At 58.6% G+C, this 24,574-nt stretch carries 17 protein-coding genes; 6 read left to right on the top strand and 11 right to left on the bottom strand.

The genetic code is table 11. The annotated features are described in order from the left end of the window. Window positions 1-91 precede the first annotated feature (91 nt). Complete coding sequence (locus KHO41_RS22800; protein WP_211955556.1) at window positions 92-1,030, top strand: LysR family transcriptional regulator; 939 nt, start codon at window positions 92-94, stop codon at window positions 1,028-1,030. Between the two features lie 441 nt (window positions 1,031-1,471). Here the strand turns inward: KHO41_RS22800 and KHO41_RS22795 are convergent, their stop codons facing one another. Genes KHO41_RS22795 through KHO41_RS22785 form a run of 3 tightly spaced genes read right to left on the bottom strand, consistent with a single transcriptional unit; the run spans window position 1,472 to window position 5,134 of the window. Then, on the bottom strand, window positions 1,472-2,617 hold the full coding sequence (locus tag KHO41_RS22795) for a CaiB/BaiF CoA transferase family protein (protein ID WP_211955555.1): 1,146 nt from the start codon (window positions 2,615-2,617) through the stop codon (window positions 1,472-1,474). 16 nt (window positions 2,618-2,633) lie between these two features. Next, complete coding sequence (locus tag KHO41_RS22790; RefSeq protein WP_211955554.1) at window positions 2,634-3,602, bottom strand: Bug family tripartite tricarboxylate transporter substrate binding protein; 969 nt, start codon at window positions 3,600-3,602, stop codon at window positions 2,634-2,636. 41 nt (window positions 3,603-3,643) lie between these two features. Beyond that, entirely contained in the window at window positions 3,644-5,134 is a 1,491-nt protein-coding gene (locus tag KHO41_RS22785) for an NAD-dependent succinate-semialdehyde dehydrogenase (RefSeq protein ID WP_211955553.1), read from the bottom strand. Window positions 5,135-5,461: 327 nt separating this feature from the next. Between KHO41_RS22785 and KHO41_RS22780 the strand changes: the two genes are divergently transcribed. After that, the gene (locus KHO41_RS22780) at window positions 5,462-6,028 is read left to right on the top strand and encodes a TetR/AcrR family transcriptional regulator (protein ID WP_211955552.1); all 567 of its coding nucleotides are present in this window, start codon (window positions 5,462-5,464) and stop codon (window positions 6,026-6,028) included. Between the two features lie 213 nt (window positions 6,029-6,241). Here the strand turns inward: KHO41_RS22780 and KHO41_RS22775 are convergent, their stop codons facing one another. The 5 genes from KHO41_RS22775 to KHO41_RS22755 form a co-directional block, all read right to left on the bottom strand. Continuing rightward, window positions 6,242-7,396, bottom strand: a complete 1,155-nt coding sequence (locus tag KHO41_RS22775; protein ID WP_211955551.1) for an acyl-CoA dehydrogenase family protein — start codon at window positions 7,394-7,396, stop codon at window positions 6,242-6,244. Between the two features lie 14 nt (window positions 7,397-7,410). Beyond that, entirely contained in the window at window positions 7,411-8,949 is a 1,539-nt protein-coding gene (locus KHO41_RS22770; protein ID WP_211955550.1) for a class I adenylate-forming enzyme family protein, read from the bottom strand. Window positions 8,950-9,076: 127 nt separating this feature from the next. Then, the gene (locus KHO41_RS41705) at window positions 9,077-9,496 is read right to left on the bottom strand and encodes a Zn-ribbon domain-containing OB-fold protein (protein ID WP_280519712.1); all 420 of its coding nucleotides are present in this window, start codon (window positions 9,494-9,496) and stop codon (window positions 9,077-9,079) included. Window positions 9,497-9,498: 2 nt separating this feature from the next. Then, window positions 9,499-10,677, bottom strand: coding sequence for a thiolase family protein (locus tag KHO41_RS22760; protein WP_244873972.1), 1,179 nt, complete (start codon window positions 10,675-10,677; stop codon window positions 9,499-9,501). A 9-nt stretch (window positions 10,678-10,686) separates the two neighbouring features. Next, window positions 10,687-11,475, bottom strand: a complete 789-nt coding sequence (locus tag KHO41_RS22755) for an enoyl-CoA hydratase/isomerase family protein (protein WP_211955549.1) — start codon at window positions 11,473-11,475, stop codon at window positions 10,687-10,689. Window positions 11,476-12,015: 540 nt separating this feature from the next. Here KHO41_RS22755 and KHO41_RS22750 point away from each other — a divergent pair. Together KHO41_RS22750 and KHO41_RS22745 are read left to right on the top strand one after the other, a co-directional pair. Then, window positions 12,016-12,969: a LysR substrate-binding domain-containing protein gene (locus KHO41_RS22750; RefSeq protein WP_211955548.1), complete on the top strand. Its 954-nt coding sequence runs from the start codon at window positions 12,016-12,018 to the stop codon at window positions 12,967-12,969. 205 nt (window positions 12,970-13,174) lie between these two features. Continuing rightward, on the top strand, window positions 13,175-16,594 hold the full coding sequence (locus KHO41_RS22745; protein WP_211955547.1) for an adenylate/guanylate cyclase domain-containing protein: 3,420 nt from the start codon (window positions 13,175-13,177) through the stop codon (window positions 16,592-16,594). A 162-nt stretch (window positions 16,595-16,756) separates the two neighbouring features. Here KHO41_RS22745 and KHO41_RS22740 read toward each other — a convergent pair whose 3' ends face one another. Next, window positions 16,757-17,932, bottom strand: a complete 1,176-nt coding sequence (locus KHO41_RS22740; protein ID WP_211955546.1) for a porin — start codon at window positions 17,930-17,932, stop codon at window positions 16,757-16,759. A 1,289-nt stretch (window positions 17,933-19,221) separates the two neighbouring features. Here KHO41_RS22740 and KHO41_RS22735 point away from each other — a divergent pair. Together KHO41_RS22735 and KHO41_RS22730 are read left to right on the top strand one after the other, a co-directional pair. Then, window positions 19,222-20,451: an MFS transporter gene (locus KHO41_RS22735; RefSeq protein WP_342344476.1), complete on the top strand. Its 1,230-nt coding sequence runs from the start codon at window positions 19,222-19,224 to the stop codon at window positions 20,449-20,451. Between the two features lie 235 nt (window positions 20,452-20,686). Next, entirely contained in the window at window positions 20,687-21,787 is a 1,101-nt protein-coding gene (locus KHO41_RS22730) for an NAD(P)-dependent alcohol dehydrogenase (RefSeq protein ID WP_211955545.1), read from the top strand. 243 nt (window positions 21,788-22,030) lie between these two features. On the opposite strand, the gene KHO41_RS22725 is transcribed toward KHO41_RS22730, so the two are convergent. Both KHO41_RS22725 and KHO41_RS22720 read right to left on the bottom strand, forming a co-directional pair. Then, window positions 22,031-22,690 carry a GntR family transcriptional regulator gene (locus KHO41_RS22725; protein WP_211955544.1) on the bottom strand — a complete coding sequence of 220 codons (660 nt, stop codon included), beginning with the start codon at window positions 22,688-22,690 and terminating at the stop codon, window positions 22,031-22,033. Between the two features lie 252 nt (window positions 22,691-22,942). Continuing rightward, entirely contained in the window at window positions 22,943-24,373 is a 1,431-nt protein-coding gene (locus KHO41_RS22720) for an aldehyde dehydrogenase family protein (protein WP_211955543.1), read from the bottom strand. Window positions 24,374-24,574 lie beyond the last annotated feature (201 nt).

The following is a 24,574-nucleotide window of genomic DNA, read 5'->3' as shown; positions in this document are numbered from 1 at the left end:
TTGGGCCGCAAGTTGCGGCGGCGATACCGCACCGGAACTGGTAAAATCACCGCCATGCGCCCGGCAAAGCTTCGCGGCAAGGAGACCTGAGTTGGACATCAAACAGCTGCGTGCCTTCCTGGCAATCGCCGACACCGGAAGCATTACGCGTGCGTCTGAAACGCTGCACCTGGCACAGCCCGCGCTCTCCCGTCAGCTGCGGATGCTGGAAGAGGACTTGGGAACTCCGCTGTTCGAACGCACGCCGCGCGGCATGGAACTGACGGACGCCGGGAGCCGACTCATCGAACGCGCCCGGCGTGCCTTGCGCGAAATTGACGGTGCCCGCACAGAAATCGTGGTCGCAAGCCCTGGAGCTGTCCGTGGCACGGTAGATCTCGGTCTTCTCACCAGCCAGAGCGAACTGATTGCAGCCCCTCTGGTGGCAGCGCTGCGAGCCAGCCATCCGGAACTGATGTTGCGCATCTACACTGGCTATTCTGACCGATTGCGGGAGTGGCTGGAAAATGGCGAGGTGGGACTTGCCATGCTCACGGATTACAAGACATCCAGCCAGCTCGACATGCAACCGTTGTTCGTCGAACAGCTCTGTTTGGTCGGAGGCCCTCGCTCGGAAGACCTCGGCAAGGCTCCGATTGGTTTGCAGTGCCTCGTAACTCTGCCGCTGATCCTGCCGGTCTTCTACCGTGGCTTGCGTTTGATACTTGACCACGCTAGCGAAGCCCGGGGCATCAAGCTTAATGTCGTCGCGGAGACGAATGACACCCGCGTTCAGAAAGCCATGGCGGAGCAGGGGCTCGGATTTGCGGTGTTGCCGATGGGTAGCGTCGCATCTGCAGTTGACAGCGGAAGCCTGAAAGCCACACCGATCGCGGGCGAAGAATTGCAGCGCCGCACGGGACTTGCCGTATCGATGATGCGGCGCAACTCCTTGGCTGTACGCGCGGTAGCAAACGAACTGACCGCGCTCACCCAAGCCATGATTCAAGATGGCCGCTGGCCTGGCGCAACCTGGCTGGGCAGGAGCTGAGCGCCATCTCTGCGCCCCGCTTTCTAGAATACGCATTCGATAACAATAGGCCGCCGGCTCTGCGACCTTCCTCGATGCGCATCCAACGACACTTTGCAGCACTTTTGGCCGTACGAGCTGGAACGGAAGGTCTTTAGCGAGCGATCCGTCCGGACAGTTGCCAAGAGCATCTTGGCCCCGCCATTGAGGCGCGGCGAGCCCGTCGCGAAGGGGCGCGCTTTTGACACCGGAAGCAGCCAACCCTGCAAGTGCCTTTCTGCTAGTCCGTCGTCCGGTCCACCGCATCAGTTGCTCCCGAATTCGATGAGAACCCGCCGACGATCGAGGCCAACGTTGCCTGTTGTGCATGGCCTACGCTCGCGATGGCCTAGCCGCCGCCTTCCAATCTGGCGGCTCATCAGCAACGCTCGACGCTCACCCGCGGGCGGCGCTGAAATTGCGCTATGCAACAACCCCTTCCGCGCGGAGAGTCTGGATTCGCTCTGCGTCCAATCCGAGGCTAGCAAGAACCTCATCCGCCTGCGCACCCTGCGGGGTGGGCTTCGCTGGAATAGCAGCGGGGGTGCGCAAGAAGCGCGGGGCAGGGGCAGGCTGTATCAAGCCATCAGAGTTGACGAAACTCTGTCGCTCAATATGGTGCGGGTGGGCAGGGGCCTCGCGCATGTCCAGCACTGGGCTGACGCATGCGTCCTCGTGGGCGAAGGCTTGGACCCACTCGTCCCGGGTACGCTGAAGGAATACTTCACCCAGCTTGCCTTTAAGGCGCGGCCAGCGCGCAGCGTCCCATTGTGCCTCGAACTCCCGATCGGCCGAGAGCCCACACACGGCGAGCAGCTTTGCGTAGAACTGCGGCTCAATTGAGCCAACAGCGATGAAACGCCCGTCCGCGCAACGATAGACACCGTAAAAAGGAGCACTCCCATCAAGAAAGTTGACTCCGCGACACTGGGGATCCCAGCGGTCCATGGCCACGTATCCGTAGAGCATGGCCATGAGCAAGGCGCTCCCGTCGCTCATGGCCGCATCGACCACCTGACCGCGGCCGCTGCGAATTGCCTCCCAGACCGCGCAGATCAGCCCAAACGCCAGCATCATCCCACCTCCGCCGAAGTCCGAGACCAAGTTCAGTGGCGGTGTGGGGGGACGGTCTGCTTCACCCAGCGCATGTAAAGCTCCCGAGAGCGCGAGGTAGTTGATGTCATGACCCGCTGCTTGTGCCAGTGGGCCGCTCTGGCCCCAGCCGCTCATCCGCCCATACACAAGCTTTGGCTGCCGCGCAAGGCAGATGTCGGGACCGAGCCCCAAGCGCTCCATCACCTCGGGACGGAATCCTTCGATCAGCACATCACTGCGCTCGACCAATTGCAGCACGATATCCACAGCGCTGGGACGCTTCAAGTCCAGCACGATGGACCGCCTGCCTCGCTGCAGCACATCGGCATCGCCCGAACTGGCGCGGTGCTTTTCGCCTTTGCGATCGACGCGCACGACCTCAGCACCCATGTCAGCCAAGAGCATCCCGCAGAACGGCGCGGGCCCGATGGCGGCGATTTCGACAACCTTCAATCCATGAAGCGGCCCAGGCATTCGTCCCTCCCCTAACTCATTCAGGTTTGATGCCAGCCTGCCGGATTACTGCGGCCCACTTCTTGGTCTCGGCCGCCTGAAATGCAGCCAACTCCGTAGGCGATGTCAGCGCAACTTCCGCACCGATGGCGCTTAAACGAGTTCGGATTTCAGGCCCATCGAATTCCTTGGTCAGCGCTTCATGCACCTTGGACACAATAGCCTGTGGCGTACCTGCGGGTGCATAGAGCGCAAACCAGGTGTAGGCTTCGAATCCCGGAACGCCGCTCTCTGCCAAAGTCGGAACTTTCGGCAGCAGTTCGGTACGCGTCGCACTCGTGGTCGCCAGTACCTTCAATTTTCCGGCGCGGATGTGCGGGATTACTTGCGGGCCCAGTTCGATCATCATGTCGACCTGATGCCCAAGCAAATCGCTGATTGCTGGCGCACTGCCACGGTAGGTCACTGGCAATATAGACAGATTGGCCATGCTCTTCAGCAACTCCATGTTGGTATGCTGTGACAAGCCATTGCCGGTTGACGCATACGTGAAGCGTCCGGGCTTCGAACGGACCAGGGCGAGAAACTCGGTGACCGTCGACACGGGCACGTTGGCATTGACCACGAGGTAGCTTGGCATCTGCGCCAGCCTTGCGATCGGCACGAAGTCCTTTACGGGGTCGAATGGAATCCTTTGCAGCAGGCTCGCGCTGACCGAGAATGGGCCGGTCGATCCGATCACCAGTGTGTAGCCGTCCGCAGGTGACTTGGCAGCTGCGCTTACACCTATAAGGCCGCCTGCGCCGGCTTTGTTCTCGACCACCACGGCTTGGCCGAAAGTCTTCTGCAGTGCCTCTGCCGCGGTGCGAGCCATCATGTCGACGGCGCCACCTGGCGGCTGTGGCGCGATGATCTTGATCGGCCGTACCGGATACGGATAAGCAGCTAATGCAAATGGGGCGCACGCCCAAAGGGCCGCGGCAGCCATCAAGTACCTGCGTTTCATGGTAGGTCTCCTCTCTTTGTTTTATTTTTTTGGTTAGGTCATCATGCGACACCACCGAAACACATGTACTTGGTCTCAAGGTAGTCATCGATGCCGTACTTCGACCCTTCTCGGCCGATCCCCGATTCCTTGACTCCACCGAAGGGGGCTAGTTCGGTCGAGATGGAGCCTTCATTGACGCCGACGATCCCCACCTCCAGCGCCTCCGCCACACGCCAGCAGCGCCCGACATCCCGGCTGTAGAAGTAGCCGGCCAGGCCATAGGGCGAATTGTTTGCACGCGCCACTACGTCTGCCTCAGTACTGAAGCGCTCCAATACCGCCACGGGGCCGAAGATCTCTTCCGAGCAGATCGTCGCGTCGCTCGGCACGTTGGCCAGTACTGTCGGCTGGTAGAACCATCCGCCACGGTCGTGCACCGAGGCGCCCTCGAGTGCATCGGCACCTCGCGCCAGGGCGTCGTTGACCAAGCGATTGACCTTGAGGAATGCGGCCTCGTTGATGAGAGGACCCTGTTGGCTCCCGTCCGCCAATGGATCGCCGACTGCGAGTGAGCGTACTGCCTCGACGAGCCGCTTACTGAACGCATCGAAGATGCCGTCCTGGATCAGGATTCGGTTCGCACTAATGCAGGTCTGGCCGGTGTTGCGGAACTTGCAGGCCATCAGGCCGGCAATTGCTGCGTCGAGATCGGCATCGTCAAACACAATGAACGCCGCGTTCCCACCCAATTCGAGCGATACGCGCTTCACGGTACCTGCGCATTGCGCCATCAGCATCTTGCCTACGCGGGTCGAGCCGGTGAACGAAAGCTTACGTACAAGCGGATCGGACGTGAAAACGCCGCCTACGGATGCCGGCTGAGCAGTAGTCACGATATTGAACACCCCTGGCGGCACCCCTGCACGCAGCGCCAACTCGCCCAGTGCCAATGCCGACAGCGGCGTGTCTTCCGCAGGCTTGAGCACCACGGTGCAGCCTGCCGCCAGAGCGGGGCCCACCTTGCGCGTGATCATTGCGCTGGGGAAGTTCCAAGGCGTGATCAACGCCGCCACCCCAACGGGTTGCTTGACAACCACAATGCGCTTGTCCTTAGCGTGCGGCGGGATTACGTCGCCGTAGACCCGCTTTCCCTCCTCGGCGAACCACTCGACGAAACCGGCACCGTAGACCACTTCGCCCACACTTTCCGCGAGAGGCTTTCCTTGCTCAGCGGCCAGGATGAGCCCCAGGTCGTCGCGGTGCTGCAAGATCAGGTCGTGCCAACGGCGAAGCACACTTGCGCGCGCCTTGGACGTCAGTTCAGCCCATTCCTTGCCCGCGTCGTGCGCTGCCTGCACGGCGCGACGGGCATCCTCCTCCGAAGAGGCCGGCACTTTCGCCAGAACCTGCTGACTGGAAGGATTCAGGACCGCATGTTCGCCGCCGTCAGATGCCGAACACCACTCGCCCCCGATAAGATTGCGGGTACGCAGCAAGGTCGTGTCGCGCAGGCGATCCCACGGTGCTGAAATAATTTTGCTCGCTTCCATCTCCAAACTGGGCTCCTTACACCGGGTACCTTTGACTAATCGTGAACCGATTCTATATTGCACGATCGTGCGAACAAGTGATGATTCTTCACGCTGTATCACATCAGGTCACACCCACTACCGAAGTCGGTGGCCGTCTTATATCGACCCCCGTCACAATGTAGGTATTGCCACTGCCCGACTCCTGACGGGACCATGCCGCCCAGACCTTTTCGCAGTCGAACCACTCCTGTTTCGGCAGGCGCCCCCGAAAGAGCCGCAAATCCCAAGCCGCAAAAAGCTTCTCCCCGGGGAGCGGGAATCCAACCACAGCGCGACGGCGTACGCATGGGCCAGGAGCGCACCCGCAAGTACGTGCTTGGCATCGTCTATGAACTCATCTCGGTCGACGGCATTGAGAACCTCAGCATGCGAAAGGTCGCACAGGCTGCGGGCATGAGCACCGGGACGATCAACTACCACTTCGGCAACAAGCAACGCCTACTGATCGCAGCTCTGGAGTCGGCATATGAGTTGCCCGAGGACTGGGAGGTCTATTCCGGCTCGCCCATCAAGCAGCTGCACAGGCTGCTCAGCGGCTACATTTGTCGCTCACCAAGGGATCGCTTCTGGCGCTTCTGGATCAACTACCTGGCCACTAGCACGCGTGACCTTGAGTTGCTGTCTCATCAGTCCGACCGATACAGGCGACAGCAGCGCTTCTGGGCTCGGCTGATTGCCGATGGCATGGCGGTTGGTGAGTTTCGCAAGGACGTCGATCCGCAGCGCAAAGCGGAAGAGTTGCTCATACTTGCTCACGGCCTCCTGGTTCGCCAGTTGGCCGCACCGGAGGAAGGAAGCCGCGACATCGCGCAAGACCTATTGATGTCGCACCTTGCCTCAATGAGGGCTTGATGCGCTCCGGCGGAGGGGACGCTCCCCCAGATTGAGTTCCTTATCGGCGAACGTGTGCTTTCAATGAACTTCGGGACAGCCGGATGTGGGCCAGCGAGAGCGAGAGCGAGAGCGCGACGAAGGAGCGGTTGGCGGTGATGTGCGACGTAAGTCGCAGATCGGACGCGTGAGCGCCGCCAAAGGTCGGCAGCAGCTCAGCGTGGTTTCGACGCGTCAGCGCAGCAGGCTGCGGGCGATGATCTCTTTCATGATTTCATTGGAGCCGCCGTAGATTGGACCCACGCGCGCGTTCGCATACAACCTGGCGATCGGGTACTCCATGATGAATCCATTGCCTCCATGCAATTGCAGGCACTCATAGACGACCCGGTTGCATCGTTCCGTGGCCCACCACTTGGCCATGGCGGCATCCTCGTTAGATAGCTGTCCTTGCATGCAGCGCACTATGCAGTTGTCGACGTACACGCGTGCCAACTGCGCTTGGGTCTGACACTCTGCCAGCTTGAAGCGTGTGTTCTGCATCTCTGAAAGCTGCTGACCGAAGACTTTGCGCTGCTTGACGTAATCGACAGTCATCGCAACGGCCCTCTCCATTTGGGCGACCGCGTTCATCGCAATGTACAAGCGTTCGGCTGGCAATTGAGCCATCAGTTGCGGAAAGCCCTGCCCTTCCTCTGATCCAAGCAAGTTCTCCACCGGCACCCGTACGTCATCAAAAAACAGCTCTGCCGTATCGGAGCCCTTGTTGCCCAGCTTCTCCAGCACCTTGCCGCGGCGGAACCCCGGCAAATCGCGTGTCTCTACCACAATGATGGAGGTTCCTCGCGAGCCCTTAGCTGACAGGTCAGTCTTCGCAACCACAAACACCAGGTCGGCGTGATAACCGTTGGTGATGAAGGTCTTGGCCCCGTTGATCACGTACTCATCACCCTCACGCACTGCACGCGTCCTGATTGCCTGAAGATCAGACCCGGCATCCGGCTCCGACATCGCGATCGCCGCAACCATTTCCCCCGTCGCCATCTTCGGCAACCAGCGCTTCTTCTGCGCTTCGCTGCCGTAGTGAAGCAGGTAGTGCGCTACGATGCCACTGTGCACGGTATTGGAGAAGCTCCCGATGAGCGCCCGCGCTTGCTCGCTGAAGATCACGATGTCATGCGCGAGCGTGCCGCCCCCACCGCCGTATTCCTCTGGAATACTCGCGCACAGAAGGCCAACAGCACCGGCCTCGTTCCAGGCTTCTCGCTCCATCAGCAGGTCCGCCGCCCACTGCGGTTCACGGGGCACAAAGCGTTCTTCGAAGAAGCGCCGTGCTGCTTCCTTCAGCATCTCCAACTCAGAATCCATCCACGGCGAAACGTATTGCATAGGGTTATCCTCTTTCAATGGCCAGGGTGCTCTACCCTGTACTGCTCGCGCAGCGCGGTCTTCAACACCTTGCCCGTGCTGTTGCGCGGAAGTGTCTTCACGAAGAACACGTATTTGGGCTTCTTATAGCCCGCAATGAGCTCGCGGCAATGGTCAATGACCGCCTGCGCTGACATCTCAACTCCCTCTTCCGCTTCGACGTAAGCTGCGACCGCCTCACCGAACATGGAATCAGGCACACCAATGACGGCCACATCGCGAATACCCGGGTACTCCTGGATCGCTGACTCCACCTCTTTGGAGTAGATGTTGTATCCGCCGGACAAGATCATGTCTTTCTTTCGATCCATTAGGTACAGATAACCCTCTGCATCGAAGCGCCCCATGTCTCCGGTCGCCACCCAGCCGTCGTGCAGGGTTTTTGCTGTGTCCTCGGGCCGACGGAAGTACTCTCGCATGGTGGAGTAAAGTCCCGGTGGACCACTGCGTACCCAAATCTCGCCGCCTTCTCCTGTGGCGACTTCGAAGCCACGGTTGTCCACGAGCTTGACTTCCACGCCGGGCCAGATTCGCCCGACAGACGATGGATAGGTGAGTTGCTCTGAACTGTCCAGTCCAGCGATGGCACCCGCCTCCGTCATTGCATAGAACGAGTAAAAGCGGACGTTGGGCAGCGCAGCGTACAAGCGCTTCTTGACGTCAAGCGGGAACGCTTCACCCGTGACCAAAGCAACGCGCACGCTAGAAAAGCTCTCAGGACTGGACTCGACTTCGTCGAGTAGCATGCGCCCCACAGTCGGGACCATGCCGAGAACGGTGATGCGCTCCTGGCGCATCAGTCGTGTGGCTTCGGCCGCATCGAAGCGCGGCATAATCACTAGCGTGCTGCCATGGAAAATAACATTCATCAGCCGAGCCATGCCGGTACGATGCGCCAGTGGCGTCGTGCACAGGTGCCTGTCGTCCCCGGTCAGCCCCCAGTGCCACCCGTTCAAGTAGCCATTGACATAGAGATAGTTCGACTGCGTCAGGACCACCCCTTTTGCTCGCCCGGTCGTACCGGAGGTGTAGCCCACCATGCAGTCTATTGCGTCATGAGGCACATCCAACGGCGAGTCATCGCCTTCCGCGGCCAGCTCGTCCATTCGCAGATCCGCGTCGCAATGCTGATCAGTTCCGATGCGGACCACGGCAGGGAGCCCGGACGCCGCACGCGCAAAGGTGGTCTGTGTGGTGCCGCAGATAAAGGCAGCCTTTGGCGTTGCATCCCCAAGGATGTGCGCAATCTCGGGCGCCGATAGCGGCAGATTCACCGGCACCGCTAGTGCGCCTGCCTTAATGGCCGCGATGAAGGCCTGAACGAACTCGACGCCGTTCGGCAGGTACACCACGACGCGGTCACCTACTTGAACTCCCGCAGACCGTAGTCCTCGGGCGATGCGGTTGGTGGATGCCTCCAATTCGCGGAAGCTCAACCGCCTCCCCTCGCAGATGATGGCCTCCTTGTGGCCATGCATCTTTGCGTGCGCCGCCAAAAATGATGCGAACTTCATCGGTGTCTACCCCCCGTGGCCTGCCGTGCAAATCCCTACAAACCCAACGCTCCATAAGACGAAGCCGCCCCGGGCTGGTTCGACCGAGGCAGCTTCGTTAAGGAGCAAGCATCCCGTCGGGGCCGACCTACACCGGCTCGAATGCGGGATAGTTGAACTTCTCTGACAGACGCTCCCACATCAGCTTGACCGGCATGCCGATTTTGACTTCCTCGGACTTGACGTTGAAGAGGTTGGCCAGAATGCGAACACCCTCCTCGAGTTCAACGTAGGCACACAAGTAAGGGACGCGGTCTTCGTGGCCTGGCCACGGTGCCACGGACACCGTGTATGAGTACACCGTGCCGCGTCCGGCCGACTCCCGCCACTCGATGTTTCGCTTACCGGTATAGACCGAGCCCGAGCGCGGAAACCATTGGGCTTTGTTGGTGTCCTTGCAGTACTGCAGAATCAACTTGCCTTCATTAGCAGCTTCCCAAAACGGCGTCGTCTTGGTATAGATGTCTGGGCGCGGCAAGGGGCGCACGGGTTTCTTGGTATCTGTCATTTTCATTGCTCCAGGACCATGACGTTGGATACGCTCCAGTTCTTGGCGTAGGGAATCGAGCCGATACCGGTAACCAGCGCATTGCGCGGATCCTTCACCTGGCGCTCACCAGCTTCGCCGAACATTTGTCGCACCGCTTCCACGAGGTTCAGGCCGCCACCTGCAAGGCCCGGCTGCCCCGCCGAGATCTGCCCGCCGCCGGTATTGAGCGGCAGCTGACCATCGAAGCCGAAGTCCGTGCGCAAAATGAAGTCCGAGCCGCCGCCGCGCTCGCAGAAACCCAGCTGCTCAAGCTGCAGCAGGATCGCGATAACGAAATCGTCGTAGGGGTGGAACATGCGGATGTCACTCGGGGTTACCCCCGCCTGAGCCATAGCGCGCGGTCCAGCCACTGTGAATCCGCTCTCAGTGATGTCGGCTGTAGGATCATCGACCTTGAAGTTGGTCACCTCGCCATACCCGACAGGGTAGATGGCCTTGGTCAATCCGAGCCGCTTCGCGTTGTCGGCCGACGTAACCAGCACCCCGTTGGCACCGTCACACACCATCACGCTGTCCAGCACACGCAGCGGCGTCGAGACAAACTTGGAGCTCAGGTACTCCTGCTCAGTCAGCGGCACCTTTAGCTTGGCAGTGGCATTCGGATTAAGCAGCGCGTGGCGGCGCTGCGTGACAGCAAGCTTGGCCAGCGCCTCGTACTTCAGGCCATACTGGTGCTCGTAGCGCTGCATCAGCATACCAAACACACCAGTCGGCCCGCGCAGACCCACGGGGTATTGGAACTCCCAGCGCGGGCCACCTTGTTCTGTCGGCGGGTAGCTCGATTGCGCATCGGACGCGACCACGAACACCGTGCGCGCTTGTCCGTCGCGGATGGCGGCGGCGGCTCGGGCAACACCAGCGATCGTCGATGCACCACCCAAGCCGTTGATTTGAGTCCAGTTCGTCTGTAGCCCCAGATGCTCGGCCAGGAACGGCGCCCAGAAGGGATTACTGGTCTCACTCATCGTTTCCGATACCGCGATACCGTCGATCTCGTTCTTGTCGATGCCAGTCTGGTTCAGTACCTGCTCGAGAACTTCGGAAGCCAGGTCGTACGAACTGCGACCGCCTCGCATGACTACCGGCGTCTCTCCGTAGCCAACGATGGCGATATCCTTTTTCTTCAAACTCACAGTCATGCTAACTCCTCAGCGACCGATGAAATTTGCGGGGCGCTTTTCCTTGAGCGCAGCCAAGCCTTCTTCCTTGTCGGTGGAGAAAGCCAACGTGAAGAAGGCGTCTGCCTCGATGTTCATGCCTTCCGACAGCGTGGCATCGAAGCCGCGCTCCACTGCCTGCTTGCTGAACATTACCGACAGCGGAGCCTGCGCCGCGATTTGAGTCGCAACTTCGCGCGCCTTGGCCATCGCCTCGCCCTTCGCGGCCACATGGTTCACGATGCGATTAGCCAAAGCTTCCTGCGCGTTGAGGCGCCGACCGGTCCACATGAGTTCCTTGGCCAATGGCTTACCCACAAGGCGTGGCAATGTCTGGGTGCCGGCGCCGCCGGGCATCAGGCCGAGCTTGGCCTCGGGCAGGCCGAATTGCGCGCCATCACCGGCGACGACCAGGTCGCACAGGAGCGCCAGCTCGAAACCTCCGCCCAGCGCGTAACCTTCGACGGCAGCGATTACCGGCTTCGTCATCTCCGGCAAAGCACGGAACATTTGATTGACCTTGCGGCTGCGCTTGCGGCGCCGCCACAGTTCAAAGATCTCGTCCGGCTCGAGCTTTTGCTCACTGGTGTCCACACCAGTGCAGAAGGCTTTCGGCAGGCCAGTGATCAGGACAGCGCGGCAGCTACGGTCCGCCTCTGCCTCGCTCAACTGCTCGAGAATCTCGACGGCAGTCTGTTCCCGAATTGCATTGAGCTTGTCGGGGCGATTGATGGTGATTTCCAGCCATTGCGGCTGGCGTTCAACAAGAATGTCTTCCACGATAATCCTTTTATTTACACCTGCGCCTTGCCGCGGCACAGTATTACGCCGGAAATCGACTAGGCCCATTCTGGTTCTTGTCGCACGATCGTGCAAATAGGATTCTCTTCAGCGTGAGCTGTGCTCACTCAGCACGATCTGGGCTCACGATGGAGGATATGATCATGGTGGTGAGCAGCCGACCGCCGCTGCCCAAAAGTTCAAGAGGCTCAATACCAGGAAGTGCACCAAACATGCCACGCAAGCCCTAGTAAATGCCCATCGCGGTAAGCAATGCTGAATGGGAGTGATGTTGCCTGCACGGCGACCCCATGTCCGTGACCGACGAGCCATTCGCATTCAAGGTCGGGCGGCCCGAGCCCTTTGCGCCCGCAGCCAATGTCTGTATGGGTCGGCATCTGGGCCCACGGGACGGATGTGCCGGGAAGCATGCCTCGAACCCAATCAGAGTGCCGGGCCTCAGTTCGCCAGCTATTGCTGTGCGAGAAAAACTGAGGCTAATATTCACGAGCGCTACACACTCCAGAAAATGGCCTTACGATGTCAAGAAAACTTCCCCCGCTTAACGCACTACGTGCTTTTGAGGCGGCCGGCCGCTATGTCAGCTTTACCAAGGCTGCGACCGAGCTTAACGTAACCCATGGCGCCGTAAGCCGACAAGTAGCACTCCTTGAGGAGTATCTAGGCACTGCGCTGTTCCACAGGAGCGCATCGCAAGTCTCTCTTACCGAGACTGGCAGAAGCTATCTTTCCGAGGTGACGGCAGCTCTGGATCGCTTGGCACTCGCATCCATGCAGGTATCCGATCACGCGGCGCCTGTTGTTCTGCACGTGAACGCGCCACCAACGTTCACCATGCGCTGGTTGATCGCGCGCATGTCGAGCTTTCAGCGCAAACGGCCGGATGTCGAGATCAAGCTTAGAACATCAGTTGCTCCTATCAACTTTCAGGAGCACGGCTATGACGTTGTGATTCGCGGGGCCAATGCGGAGACACCGGGGTGTATTTCCGAGCCATTTATGACGGAGTTGATTTTGCCGGTCTGCCACGTCGACCTTCTCGAGGGAGGGAAGCTCCGTGAACCCGCCGATCTTCGCGCGCACACCTTGATCGGATATGCGACTGAGCCCTACTCCTGGTCGGCTTGGCTTACTGCAGTCGGACATCCGGATCTGAAACCATCTGGAACGTTACACTTCGAGCAGATGTATTTCTCTCTACAGGCAGCCACCGAAGGATTAGGGGTTGTCCTCGTACCTCTTTTCTTGGCAATCGACGACATCATAGCCGGCCGCCTGTGCACGCCATTCGGCCCACTTGGGGCAAAGACTCGCCGCTACTACGCTAGTGCTCTGCAACGCGTACCAGCCGTGGAAGAATTCTTCGAGTGGCTAGTGCGCGAAGGGCTTGATACCGAGCGAATGATGGAGGAGTGGGCTCACTCCGCGGGCTGGCCACCGGCGTCGTTGCATACACAGGGGCAAGATAGTTGAGCTGCTAGTGGTCGGGCAAAATCGGAAGCTGTCGCGCAAAAAAAGCGCCTTGTATGAGCGCTGTCTTGTCCCCAAACGCCTGCAACTTCCACGCAGCGCTCTCCCTAACGTCTATCAACGACCGTTCAAGTCTGAGCAAACTTGATAAGGCCTTGATGAAAGCGTGTAATGTGGTGCGGGATGGCCAGAGAAGTCAAGGCGTCATATGCGCTGCACATTTTGCGGATGCGACAATCCCGCAGACGCCAAGTTCTGCGAAGCCTGCGGAGCCAAGCTTGCGCAGCGTTGCTCACATTGCGGTCACGAATCGAGCCCCGCGGCTAGGTTTTGCGCCGAATGCGGCTCACCGCTGCCCCAGCCTACCGGGATATCAGGACCTCGGACCAACCCCGCCACGCTGCCCCCTATTTTTTTTACCCCGCCACACTTGGCCGAGCGCATTCTCGCCGAGCAGGAAGCTATGGAAGCAAGGGGAACAAAGGCAGGCGAACGTAAGACTATTACCGCACTCTTTGCGGACATGGCCGGCTCGACCGCTCTGATCCACAGTATGGATCCAGAAGACGCACGCCGGCTCATCGACCCTGTCGTGGAACTGATGATGGAGGCGGTTCACCACTATGATGGCTACGTAGCCAAGTCGTTAGGCGACGGGATTTTAGCCCTTTTTGGGGCGCCCCTTGCGCATGAGGATCACGCCCAGCGAGCGGTATATGCGGCACTGCGAATGCAGGACGCTATGCGGCGCCACAGTGACCAAATCCATCTAAACGTAGGCACACCGCTTCAAATTCGTGTCGGGATTCACACTGGCGAGGTGGTGGTGCGCTCCATCTGTAGAGACGACTTGCGCACGGATTACGACCCGGTCGGGCACACAATCCACATCGCTTCTCGCATGGAGAACATCGCTGCACCATCAGCCATTCTCGTGAGCGAATCGACCTATCGGCTTACTGAAGGTTACCTTGATTTCAAAGCATTGGGCGCCACGCAGGTAAAAGGCATCCCGCAGCCACTCATGGTTTATGAAGTGCTCGGCCTTGGGGCGTCGCGCACCCGCCTTCAGGTATCAGAACGGCGGGGCTTGGCCCGGTTCGTCGGCCGCCAAGACGAACTCAAGCAGTTGCGTCAGGCCTTGGATCGAGCCGAGACCGGACAAGGGCAAGTTGTCGGCGTTATCGGCGACGCAGGGGTCGGGAAGTCTCGGCTGTTCCACGAATTCAAGGAGCAGACGCGGGGATGCTCCCTGATCCTGGAGACATTCTCGGTCTCGCATGGAAAGTCTTTCGCCTACTTGCCGTTAATCGAGCTCGTGAAAAACTATTTCCAGATTAGCGACCATGACGACGAGCGCATTTGCCGAGAAAAGATCGCTGGCAGACTTCTCAGCCTTGCGCGCAGCCTCGAGGAACAATTGCCGTACCTGCTATATCTGCTGGGGTTCATTGAACCCGGCTCGGCATTACCGAACATGGACCCCGAAATCAGGCGTCAACGCATTTTTGACGCCATCACAGAAGTGCTCTTGCGGGAGAGTACCAATCAACCCGTTGAAATCTTGTTCGAGGATCTGCAATGGCTGGACAGCGAGACTGAGGCTTTCCTTAATGTTCTCATTGAGCGGCTGCCGAGCGCAAGAATTCTTCTCCTGCTGAACTACCGGCCAGAGTATCAGCATGGCTGGGGTCACAAGCCCTACTACACCCCACTCCGGCTGGAACCGCTGGGCCCGGCGGAGGCGCAACGGTTGCTTACCGCCCTGCTGCGGGATGAACCCCAAATCATATCCCTCAAGGAACTCATTCTGGAAAAGACAGAAGGTAATCCCTTCTTCATGGAAGAGGTCGTCCAGACCCTAGCTGAAGAAAAGGTGCTGCGTGGCCAGCCCGGACATTTCTATACAGAGAGAACGCCAAACGTATTGCATATCCCAACCACCGTCCAAGGGGTGCTTACGGCTCGTATCGATCGGCTTCCGTACGCCGAGAAGAAGTTGCTGCAGACCCTTGCGGTAATTGGCAAAGAATTCCCTCTCAGTCTGATACAGCAGATCGTCGAAGAGCCAGACGCGAAACTCCGCCATCTCCTAGCGCGCTTGCAGACTCGAGAGTTCATCTACGAGCGGCCATCTTTCCCCGACATCGGATTTTCATTCAAGCATGCCCTCACCCAAGAAGTAGCCAGCAGCTCTCTACTCATTGAACAGCGAACCGCGCTGCACGAGCGGACGGCGCTCGCAATTGAGGCCTTATTCCATGGCCGGCTGAATGACTACTGGGCAGAGCTGGCACGTCACTATAGTCTTAGCCGTAACCATCTGAAGGCTGTGGAATACCTTCATCGCACTGCACAGCAGGCCCTACAGCGATCCGCCTACACCGAAGCCATTCGTCACGTGAGTACTGCCTTGGACTTCGTGAAGAATTTCCCAGAAACAACCGAACGCGCGCGGCAGGAACTCTCCTTGCATCTAGTCATTGGACCCGCCTTGATTGCCGCGAAAGGCTTCGCCTCGTCTGAGGTGGAAGCGACGTATAGCCGTGCCCTAGACTTGTGCGAGCAGGTCGGCGAAACACCTCAGCTATTTGAGACGCTGGTGGGTTTGCGGACCTATTTCTCATTGCACGCTGACCATGCTAAGGCACTGGAAGTTGGCAAGCGAATGCTCGGTATTGCCGAGAATGCGCACGACCCTGAGCTGCTTGGAGAGGCCAATGTGTCGCTGGGGTCAACTCTATTTTTCCAAGGAGAGTTCAGCACCGCCCATGCCCATTTAAATCAGGCACGTCTTCTCTATACATCAGAACCGCGCCACGCTCACTTCACTTCCCAGGGTGCCGATCCAGAAGTCCGTGCATACGTGATGTTGGCTCAGGTCTTGTGGTGCCTTGGCTATCCCGATCAAGCCCGCGGGAGAGCAAAAGAGGCATTAGATCTGGCCCAGAAATTGGAGCACCCTTTTACCCTAGCTCATGCGCTGGTATCTCTGGCTCAGCTACACCAGTTTCACCGCGACGCCGAATCCACGCAGAAGTTCGCTGACTCAGCCATCGCGCTCTCACGCGAGATGGGGTTCCCTCTTTGGTTAGCCTGGGCATCCATCCTTAACGGCTGGGCGCTGGCAATTAAAGGAAGCGTAGAGGAAGGAGTCAGCCAAGTGCGTGCGGGCCTCACCGCCTATCACGCCACCGGTGCTAACCTTGGTCAACCGCACTTTCTTGCGATACTGGCGGACACGCACGCAAACACGGGTCGGCCGAGGGCAGCCCTACGTGTTCTTGAAAACGCGTTCACATGGGCAGAGAAGACCGGAGAACGCTACTACGAGGCCGAATTGCAGCGCCTCAAGGGGGAACTAATACTCCGCGAGTCGATGGCACGCTCCAGAGAAGCGTGGGATCTTGACGTAGCACTTTCTTGCTTCAACAAGGCAATTGCCATAGCACGCCAGCAGAATGCGAAATGGCTGGAATTACGTGCAACTCTTGGGCTGGCGCGGATATGGCAACTTCAAGGAAAAGTGGCGGCTGCAATGCGGAGACTGACCGAGATCAAAGGGACTCTTACCGAAGGCTTCGATACCGTCGACTGGGCGCGGGCCACAACATTGACAGAGGATTGAAGTTCAACGACGACAAACCGTACGCCGCTGCTACTTGTCGCGAGTCAGCGAAACGGACTGTGTCTGGAGTAGGTATCGTTGAAACCGTGCTAGTAAAAATGTCTCGTGGATAAAAAAAAGGCACCGAAGGTGCCTGAAGACCGTGCCAGGGACGTGAGCAGATCAGAAGATGTGGCGGATGCCCAGTGCGGCACCGAACTGGCTGTCCTTGCCGGCACCCAGCAGATAAGTGTTCGTTCCCCCGGTGGCTGCCAGACCTCCAAACGCCAGTGCGGCGTGCTTAGACCAAGCCGTGCTCAGATACACGTTGGTGCGCTTTGACAGGTTGTAGGCCGCCATGAAGCTGATTTGGTACGGGTTGGCTGGGTTGGTCGACACGGCGGTAGCACCCGTCGCGGTCGGCTGAACGCCTTTCAGGTCGTCGTAGTAGTAGGCTAGCGTCAGGTCAACGTTAGCAATAGGGGTGTAGTTAACACCGACCCAGTAGAGATTGTCGCGCAGCGCCACGGCACCATTCGAGAACGCATTGCGGCCCCAGCGGTAGCCACCTTGCACGCGCAAGGTCGGCATGATGTTGTACCCCGCCGCGACGGTGGCCTTGCGGAAGCGCCCGATGCCACTGTCGCCAAGCACCGAGGCAGTCGGGTCATACTCGTCGTAGCCGATGCCCACGCCCAGCTTGCCGTCGTTGTATTCGATCGTGCCGCCGTAGCCCATGTTGGCGCGGAAGCTACCCGGAGTTTCGCCGGAGCCTGCGCAGGGGCTCACGCCTCCTGTGCAGAACACGCCAGTGCCGAACGAAAGGTGCGCGCGGCCAGTCACCGCGCCGAGCTTGGCCGTGTAGTGCACCATGTTGTCCTCGCGCAAGTTCAGCCCGGCCATGAACGTGATCGGTTCGTATTGCGGCGCGTAGACGGTCGGCGAGTAATTACCGAGCATCAGAAACATCGAAGTGTACTGGCGCCCGAAGGTAAGCTGGCCCCAGGCGTTGCTACGCAGGCCGACATAGGTCGCGCGGTCGTAAGTGCGGGTGGCGTTGGCTGAGGCGCCATTGTCGGTGTTGAAGCCGGCTTCGATGACGAAGATGCCAGCGAGGCCGCCACCGAGGTCTTCCACGCCGCGAATGCCCCAACGGTTACTAGCAAAGCCGCCGCTGCTCAGGCGTAGCACGCTGCCACTTGCGGGATTCGGATTTGCCGCGGTCGGCAGTGCTGAGCGCATGCTATTCACGTACTCGACGTTGGCGTCGACTACGCCGTACAACGTGACGCTAGACTGGGCGTTTGCGGCGCCCCCGATCATCCCTGTCGCGACCAGCGCCATGAGCAGCTTCTTCATGCTAAGTTATCTCCAAAGTATATTTTTCATCTCACCAGCAGAACTTCCACCCCCATCAATCTGCCGGCGCGTACCGTCTTACCAGGGAACACCGTTCTTACTACTTGATTGACCAAAAGCCGAAGCAACACCTTTCACTCGCCCAGCCGCGAGAGCTCTGGACTCCCGAGCGATGCTCAGCCATGCATTCCTGGATGCACTCATCCGAGCGCTTTCCAACCTCTGCGAACTTCAACGCCAATGAGATGCGGCGCCGCCTCTGAGCAGCGCACTACTCCTGCAAGCACGAGCCAAGTGTGAAACGCTGTCTCGTTCGAAAGTCTTTGAGCGCTGCCGGGATGCAGACGATGATGCTGCCGAGCGATAGGTTGGAGGATTCTGCAATCGAAATACCCTTGTAACAATCGTCGATATATCACGCTTCGTGAGAAAAACTTTCGCTGGCGTCGATCGAGGTTGCGAGATAATTCCGGTGTCCTGCTCCGGGGCAGTTCACGTCATGTCCTCCCCAGGGTGGGAAACGAGCAAGCGAATTAATAACCACGCTACCAGCGGGCTGGTAGCGTGGTTTTTTTTACGCTGAGTTGGAAAGACCGGGCGGATTGATTAAGTCTTGAGCTCGTCAAACATCTCCATCCAGATATTGGCGCACTCGGTCGCCGCATCCACGGTCTCCAGGATCTCACAGCTGGAATAGTCACACATCTCCGGTTTTGGCTCGCGTTGACCGGGGCTGCCTCGCAGTCACCAGCGCCTTCACAGAAGATGGCAAGCACGCTCGTCTTTGCTTTCCGTGGCATTACGTGTCCCCTGGTCAGGTGCTGAAGCACAATGTCTCGGACAAGCGTGGCTCAAAAGCTCAGAAGTGCTTCTCCACGTAGCGAGACGATAAGCATTGAGACGTCATACTGCGTGAGTTGATCTCACATTGCCGGCTTGACGGATCAGCGTACTATCGCAGCCAAAACATAAGAGATTTTCCGCAGACACGCGAAGCGAGTCCGCAGTAAATCGCCGGTACTGAAGGGAATAGTCAATGAGCTATCGCGCTTCCGATTCCCCGCGTGTAGGTCACTAATCCACTTTCCCTACTAGCCGCGCACCACGCCGGCACGCCTTGTACGTCCGGCGTCCCAAACAAGGAGACACAATGCACAACTTCACCTAAGGAAGTTGGCCGACGAAGCCCTTTTAAGCAGATTCCACTGGACAGTGCTGGCACTCTGCTTCGTGATACTGGTGTTCACGGATACGACCTGGCGGTTGCGGGAACTGCGCTGCCAGCTATCATGAAGGAAATGAGAGTCGAAGCCACGACTGCAGGTTTCATGGCCAGTTCCGCGCTGTTCGGAATGATGTTCGGCGGGATCATCCTAGGCACGCTTGCCGACAAGATTGGCCGCAGGTGGGTTCTCGCGATCTGTGTTTCCTTCTTCAGTATTTTCACTGCTGCGGCCGGATTTACCAATGACCCCTACCTATTCAGCGTGATGCGTTTTCTGGCTGGAGTTGGTATTGGCGGCGCCATCCCAAATGTGACTGCGCATATGAGCGAATATGCGCCGACGAAGGTGCGTGGCCTGATGGTGATGGTGATGTGCTGCGGGTACGCGGTCGGTAGCATTATCGCGGCGCTTCTCGCGAAGCAGTTCATCGAAACGCACGGATGGCAAGCAGTCTTTTTTGCCGCCGGCGTCCCAGCTCTGCTGATTCCTGTAATTCTGACATACCTGCCTGAGTCCTTGCAGTTTCTGATTAGTCAGCGCGATGACGCGCGTCTACGCCAGATCGTCCGTAAAATGCGGCCCGACATCCGGCTAGAGTCGCTCAATGAGTTCGTAGTGCCAAGCCAGGACAAGACCGAAGCGCCCAGCGTTCGGGGCCTGTTTCAAGAGGGCCGCGCTTTCAGCACGGTAATGATCTGGGTTGCCTGCATTACGTGCTTATTTATGATTTACGCGCTCAGTTCGTGGTTGGTCAAGTTGATGACCATGGCTGGCTACAATCTGGGTTCCTCGCTGAATTTCTTTCTCGCCTACAACGCCGGCGCCCTCGTCGGGACCGTCGATGGCGGATGGCTTGCGGATAGGCTGAACATCAAGTGGGTAACCTGCGCTTTCTTCGCAGTCGCCGCAATCTCTCTCACACTACTGGGCTATGGTATGCAGCCTTTGCTTCTAGTCGCGGCTGTTGTCGGTGCTGCGACGTTGGGTACGCAGGGCCTCCTTTACGCATTTGGTGGACAGTTTTACCCGACGGCGATCCGTTCTACCGGTCTTGGCTTTGCCTCCGGGATCGGTCGGATTGGGGCATTAGTGGCTCCCATTTTGATCGGCTTTCTAGTCTCCATGAAGTTGCCGCTGGTGGAGAATTTTCTATCCATTGCTTTCTTCGCCGCAATTGGCGCCATAGCAGTGGCATTCATTTCCTACAGGACTTCTGCGGTGATGCGCTACGATGCGATCAAGGACGTCGCTTTCAGTGAGAGAGAGGTGAATAGCGTCCGGATCCGCTCTTGATGCCAAGAGCAACTGCTATTGCGAAGTGGCCCGTCGCCGCCATTCCGATGCGGCGGGCTGCCGAACACCCTTGGTAGCAAAGTGTGCCGGCTCCCACTCCGTGGGGATGCTCTTTGCCAGTGTCAAGGAACGCGAATCAGGCCTCCACACGAGAGCGCGGAACATTTAACCAACAGTCCGTCATTCTTGCTTGCTTTCCGTGACGGCGTAATCGAGAGTTCACAGGAGAATTCGCATGCAAATTTTAGCCGCAATTGCCACTTCGCCTGAAACACCGTTCACCATTGAAGAATGTGAACTTGCCGAGCCCGGCCCAGGAGAGGTTCTGGTGGCGGTGCACGCCTGCGGCATCTGCCATACCGACATCGCTGCCAAGCTCCGGCACATTCCTGTCCCGCTCCCGAAGGTCCTTGGCCATGAGGGCGCCGGCGTGGTCGAGCGTGTTGGCCCCGGTGTAACCACTCTGGCTCCGGGCGACCACGTCGTCATGACATTTGGATCCTGCGGCGTGTGTGAGCATTGCAACGACGGTCACCCTAGCTACTGCGATGATTTCACAGCGATCAATTTTGGCGGAAAACGCGATGCCGGAGAGGCGATCCGACGCGAGGGCGCGACTATAGGAGCGGGCTTCTTCGCCCAATCGGCATTTGCGACCTTTGCCCTCGCCAGTGAACGTAACGCGATCCGGATCGATAAAGATCTGCCGCTGCATCTGATGGCCCCTCTGGGCTGCGGCGTTCTCACGGGCGTTGGCACCGTCCTACGCGTCCTAAAGCCATCTGCGGGTACGTCACTGGTCGTCTTTGGCGCCGGCGCCGTGGGGCTGGGTGCCGTGATGGCAGCCAAGCTCGCTGGCTGCACCACAGTCATCGCCGTGGACATTAAAGAGGGTCGGCTGCAGAAAGCTCTGGAACTGGGCGCTACCCATGTGATCCAAGGTGGCCAGCTCGACGCTGTGGCACAGATTATGTCGATCACAGGGACAGGCGCACATTTCTCGGTCGACACCACCGGCGTCCCTGACGTTGTTGCGCAATCGATCGCTTGCTTGCGCAAGCGTGGCAGTACGGCGCAAGTCGCCTTGTCATCCAGCAAGGATGGCTACAAGCTCGCCCCCAACATCTTCGTTGGCCGCGGACTTCAGGTCCGTGGCGTGGTCGAAGGCGATGCCGTGCCGTCGTCTCTCATTCCTCAGATGGTGGCGTTTTACCGCGCTGGCCTGTTACCTCTGGAGAAAATTGTCCAGACTTTCCGCTTCGACCAGATCAATGAGGCGATGCACGCCATCGCAAGCGGCGAGGTCGTTAAACCAGTGCTTGTGATGAAGAGCTAAGCTACGACAACCACCATATGGGGATTCACCCGGAGGCGTGGCTAAAGGCTTGCATCGCCGACGGGGTTTCCTCAAGACCGGGATGTACTTGGCGACCTAATCGTCCAAAGATCGCATGGCGTACGCCGAGCATTAAGGTTGGCTGATTGGGGGCATCGGCATCAGTTCCTCGCCCTCGGCTTCAACTCCAATTCACTTTTCCCAAGCATCCCGGGATCGGTGCAATTTCATTGATCCAATGGCCTAACTTGTTTCGCGTAGCGATTTTAGCGCTCGCAGCGCGGCTTCCTTGGCAGCATTCACGTGGCGCCGAGCCGCCTCTGCCGCCTCCTCCGGAGATCGGCGCTCGATAGCAGATACGATCTCGTCGAATTCCTGCTTTGAGACCGCGCTGCGACCCGGGGTAGAAAACGAGAGCCGGCGTAGAACGTGAATCCGGGTGTGCAAGCCAGTCAGGATCTCCGTCAGGACGGGATTCAGCGTTCCAGCCAGCAGCAACTCGTTAAATCGTTGTAGGCCGTCCCAAACGTCAGTCTTCTGCTGGCGCGCTTCGATAAGCGCATCAATCTCTTTTTGTGACGCCCTCTGGGTGAAGAGCCTCACGACGAGAGGTTCAAGCTCGGCTCGAACCTCGTAAATATTTTTTACTTCTTCCTCCGTCGGTATCGCCACACGGAGCCCGCGGCTGGGCGAAGCTTCGACCAGCCGTTCGGCCTGGAGGTGGCGTAAGGCCTCGCGCACCGAGGTGCGACTTACGCCGGTCAGTTCAGTCAACTCTCGTTCAGTGAGTCGGCGACCGGGCTCAAGCGCTCCATCCAGGATTGCTTGACGCAGGGTCCCCACCACTTTGTCGCGCAGTAGCATGCTCGGTGCGACGCGCATGCTAAGAGCTGCATCAGTCACTTACAACCTCCTTTTTCGGCCGGAACAAGGCGAGCTTAAGACGGTATGCAGAATGCAGTCTTACAAATTTGATGTCAAGAGCGGTAGACCAGACCCAAAGAAGGAATCACTCGTAGCGCTTTCGAATTTATATATCCAAAGAATCGATAGTGACTGCTCACAAACAAGTGATTCCAAGACATCAGCACCATGATTCCAGATGCATATGAACGCCCGACGGAATCATGGTGCACTGACGTCGTTCAACCCACTTCAAGCACCCTCATAGCCGAACATCGACTTCGTCTCGAGGAACTCCTCGAATCCGAATCGGCCCCATTCGCGCCCGTTGCCCGATTGCTTGTACCCGCCGAACGGCGCGTCGAAGCTGCCTGGCGCACCGTTGATGTGAACCATCCCTGCCCTAATTTGGCGAGCGATGTCGCGGGCCTTCCCGACATCCGCAGCCGTCACATACGATGACAATCCGTATACGGTGTCATTGGCGATAGCGACTGCCTGCTCCTCCGTGGCGTACGGAACGATCGAAAGAACCGGACCGAAGATTTCCTCCCTTCCGATCGTCATGTCATTGGTAACGCCGGCAAATACGGTCGGCCGAACATAGTAGCCCTTGTCCAGACCGCTCGGCCTCCCAGAGCCGCCTGCCACGAGACGCGCCCCTTCCTCGATACCCTTTTCGATCATTGCCTGAACTCTCTCGAATTGGGCAGCGTTCGCAACGGGACCAATTACCGTCGTCTCTGCTCGCGGATCACCCACAATCGTCTCTTCCGCGACCGCGCGCGCAAGCTCCGCCGCCTCATCAAGCCTATGCGCCGGAACGAGAAGCCGGGTCGGTGCGTTGCACGATTGCCCTGAATTGTTAAAGCACACGCGCGCACCGTGAATGACTGCACTCCTAAATGAGTCGTCATCAATCAGGATATTTGGCGATTTCCCGCCCAGTTCTTGGCTAACACGCTTGACCGTGTCCGCAGCTGTCTTCGCCACGAGAATGCCCGCACGGGTCGAACCCGTGAACGAGACCATGTCGATTCCCGGATGTGCCGAAATGGCATGACCAACAGTCGGGCCATCGCCATTGATCAGGTTGAAGACCCCTGCAGGCACGCCAGCCTCATCCAAGATTTCCGCGAAAAGAAGCGCTGAAATCGGTGACATCTCGCTAGGCTTGAGAACCATAGTACAACCAGCCGCCAGCGCTAGTGCAACCTTGCACGCCACTTGATTCATTGGCCAATTCCACGGTGTAATGAAGCCACAAACACCGATGGGCTCCCTTACGACAAGCGTTTGGCCGATGCGCTCCTCAAACTCGTAATCTTGCAGAGTCTTGATGGCCTGAGCGAAGTGCCGGGATCCGATAGGCGACTGGAATTGGCGTGCCAGGGTGAGTGGCGCACCCATCTCATTGGAAACGGCATCTGCGATCTCCTCCTTCCGCCGCTCATAGACAGCCGCTACTGCTCCGAGCAGTTCGAGGCGTTCAGTACGACTGGTGGCTGCATAGGATGGGAATGCACGACGCGCCGCGGCGACCGCGAGATCCACATCGGCGGCCGAGCCGAGTGCAATCTGGGCGAAAGCCACCTCTGTTGCGGGATTTACCACATCAAATAGACGCGGCTGCTCCGGCACAACCCATTTGCCATCAATATAGAACTTCAGATTGTTTGTCATGACATTATTCCCTTAAACTAAAATCTCGTTCCCATCAATATGCAAATTGCAAACTAATTGGGCATGAGCATTTGCGCGTCCGGTCGGGCGCAGGCCGCCACCGTCCTTGTGCCGGACGGTGGCGTGTAACAGAGTTCTATCGGCGGCATCGCTATCGAACTGAGAAGGAGCATCCAACGCAGTGCAGCGAACAACAAGTTA

It is taken from the genome of Cupriavidus numazuensis (assembly GCF_905397435.1).
Classification (GTDB): domain Bacteria; phylum Pseudomonadota; class Gammaproteobacteria; order Burkholderiales; family Burkholderiaceae; genus Cupriavidus; species Cupriavidus numazuensis.
The sequence above is the reverse complement of the archived record's forward strand: the minus strand, read 5'-3'. Positions and strand labels throughout refer to the sequence as shown.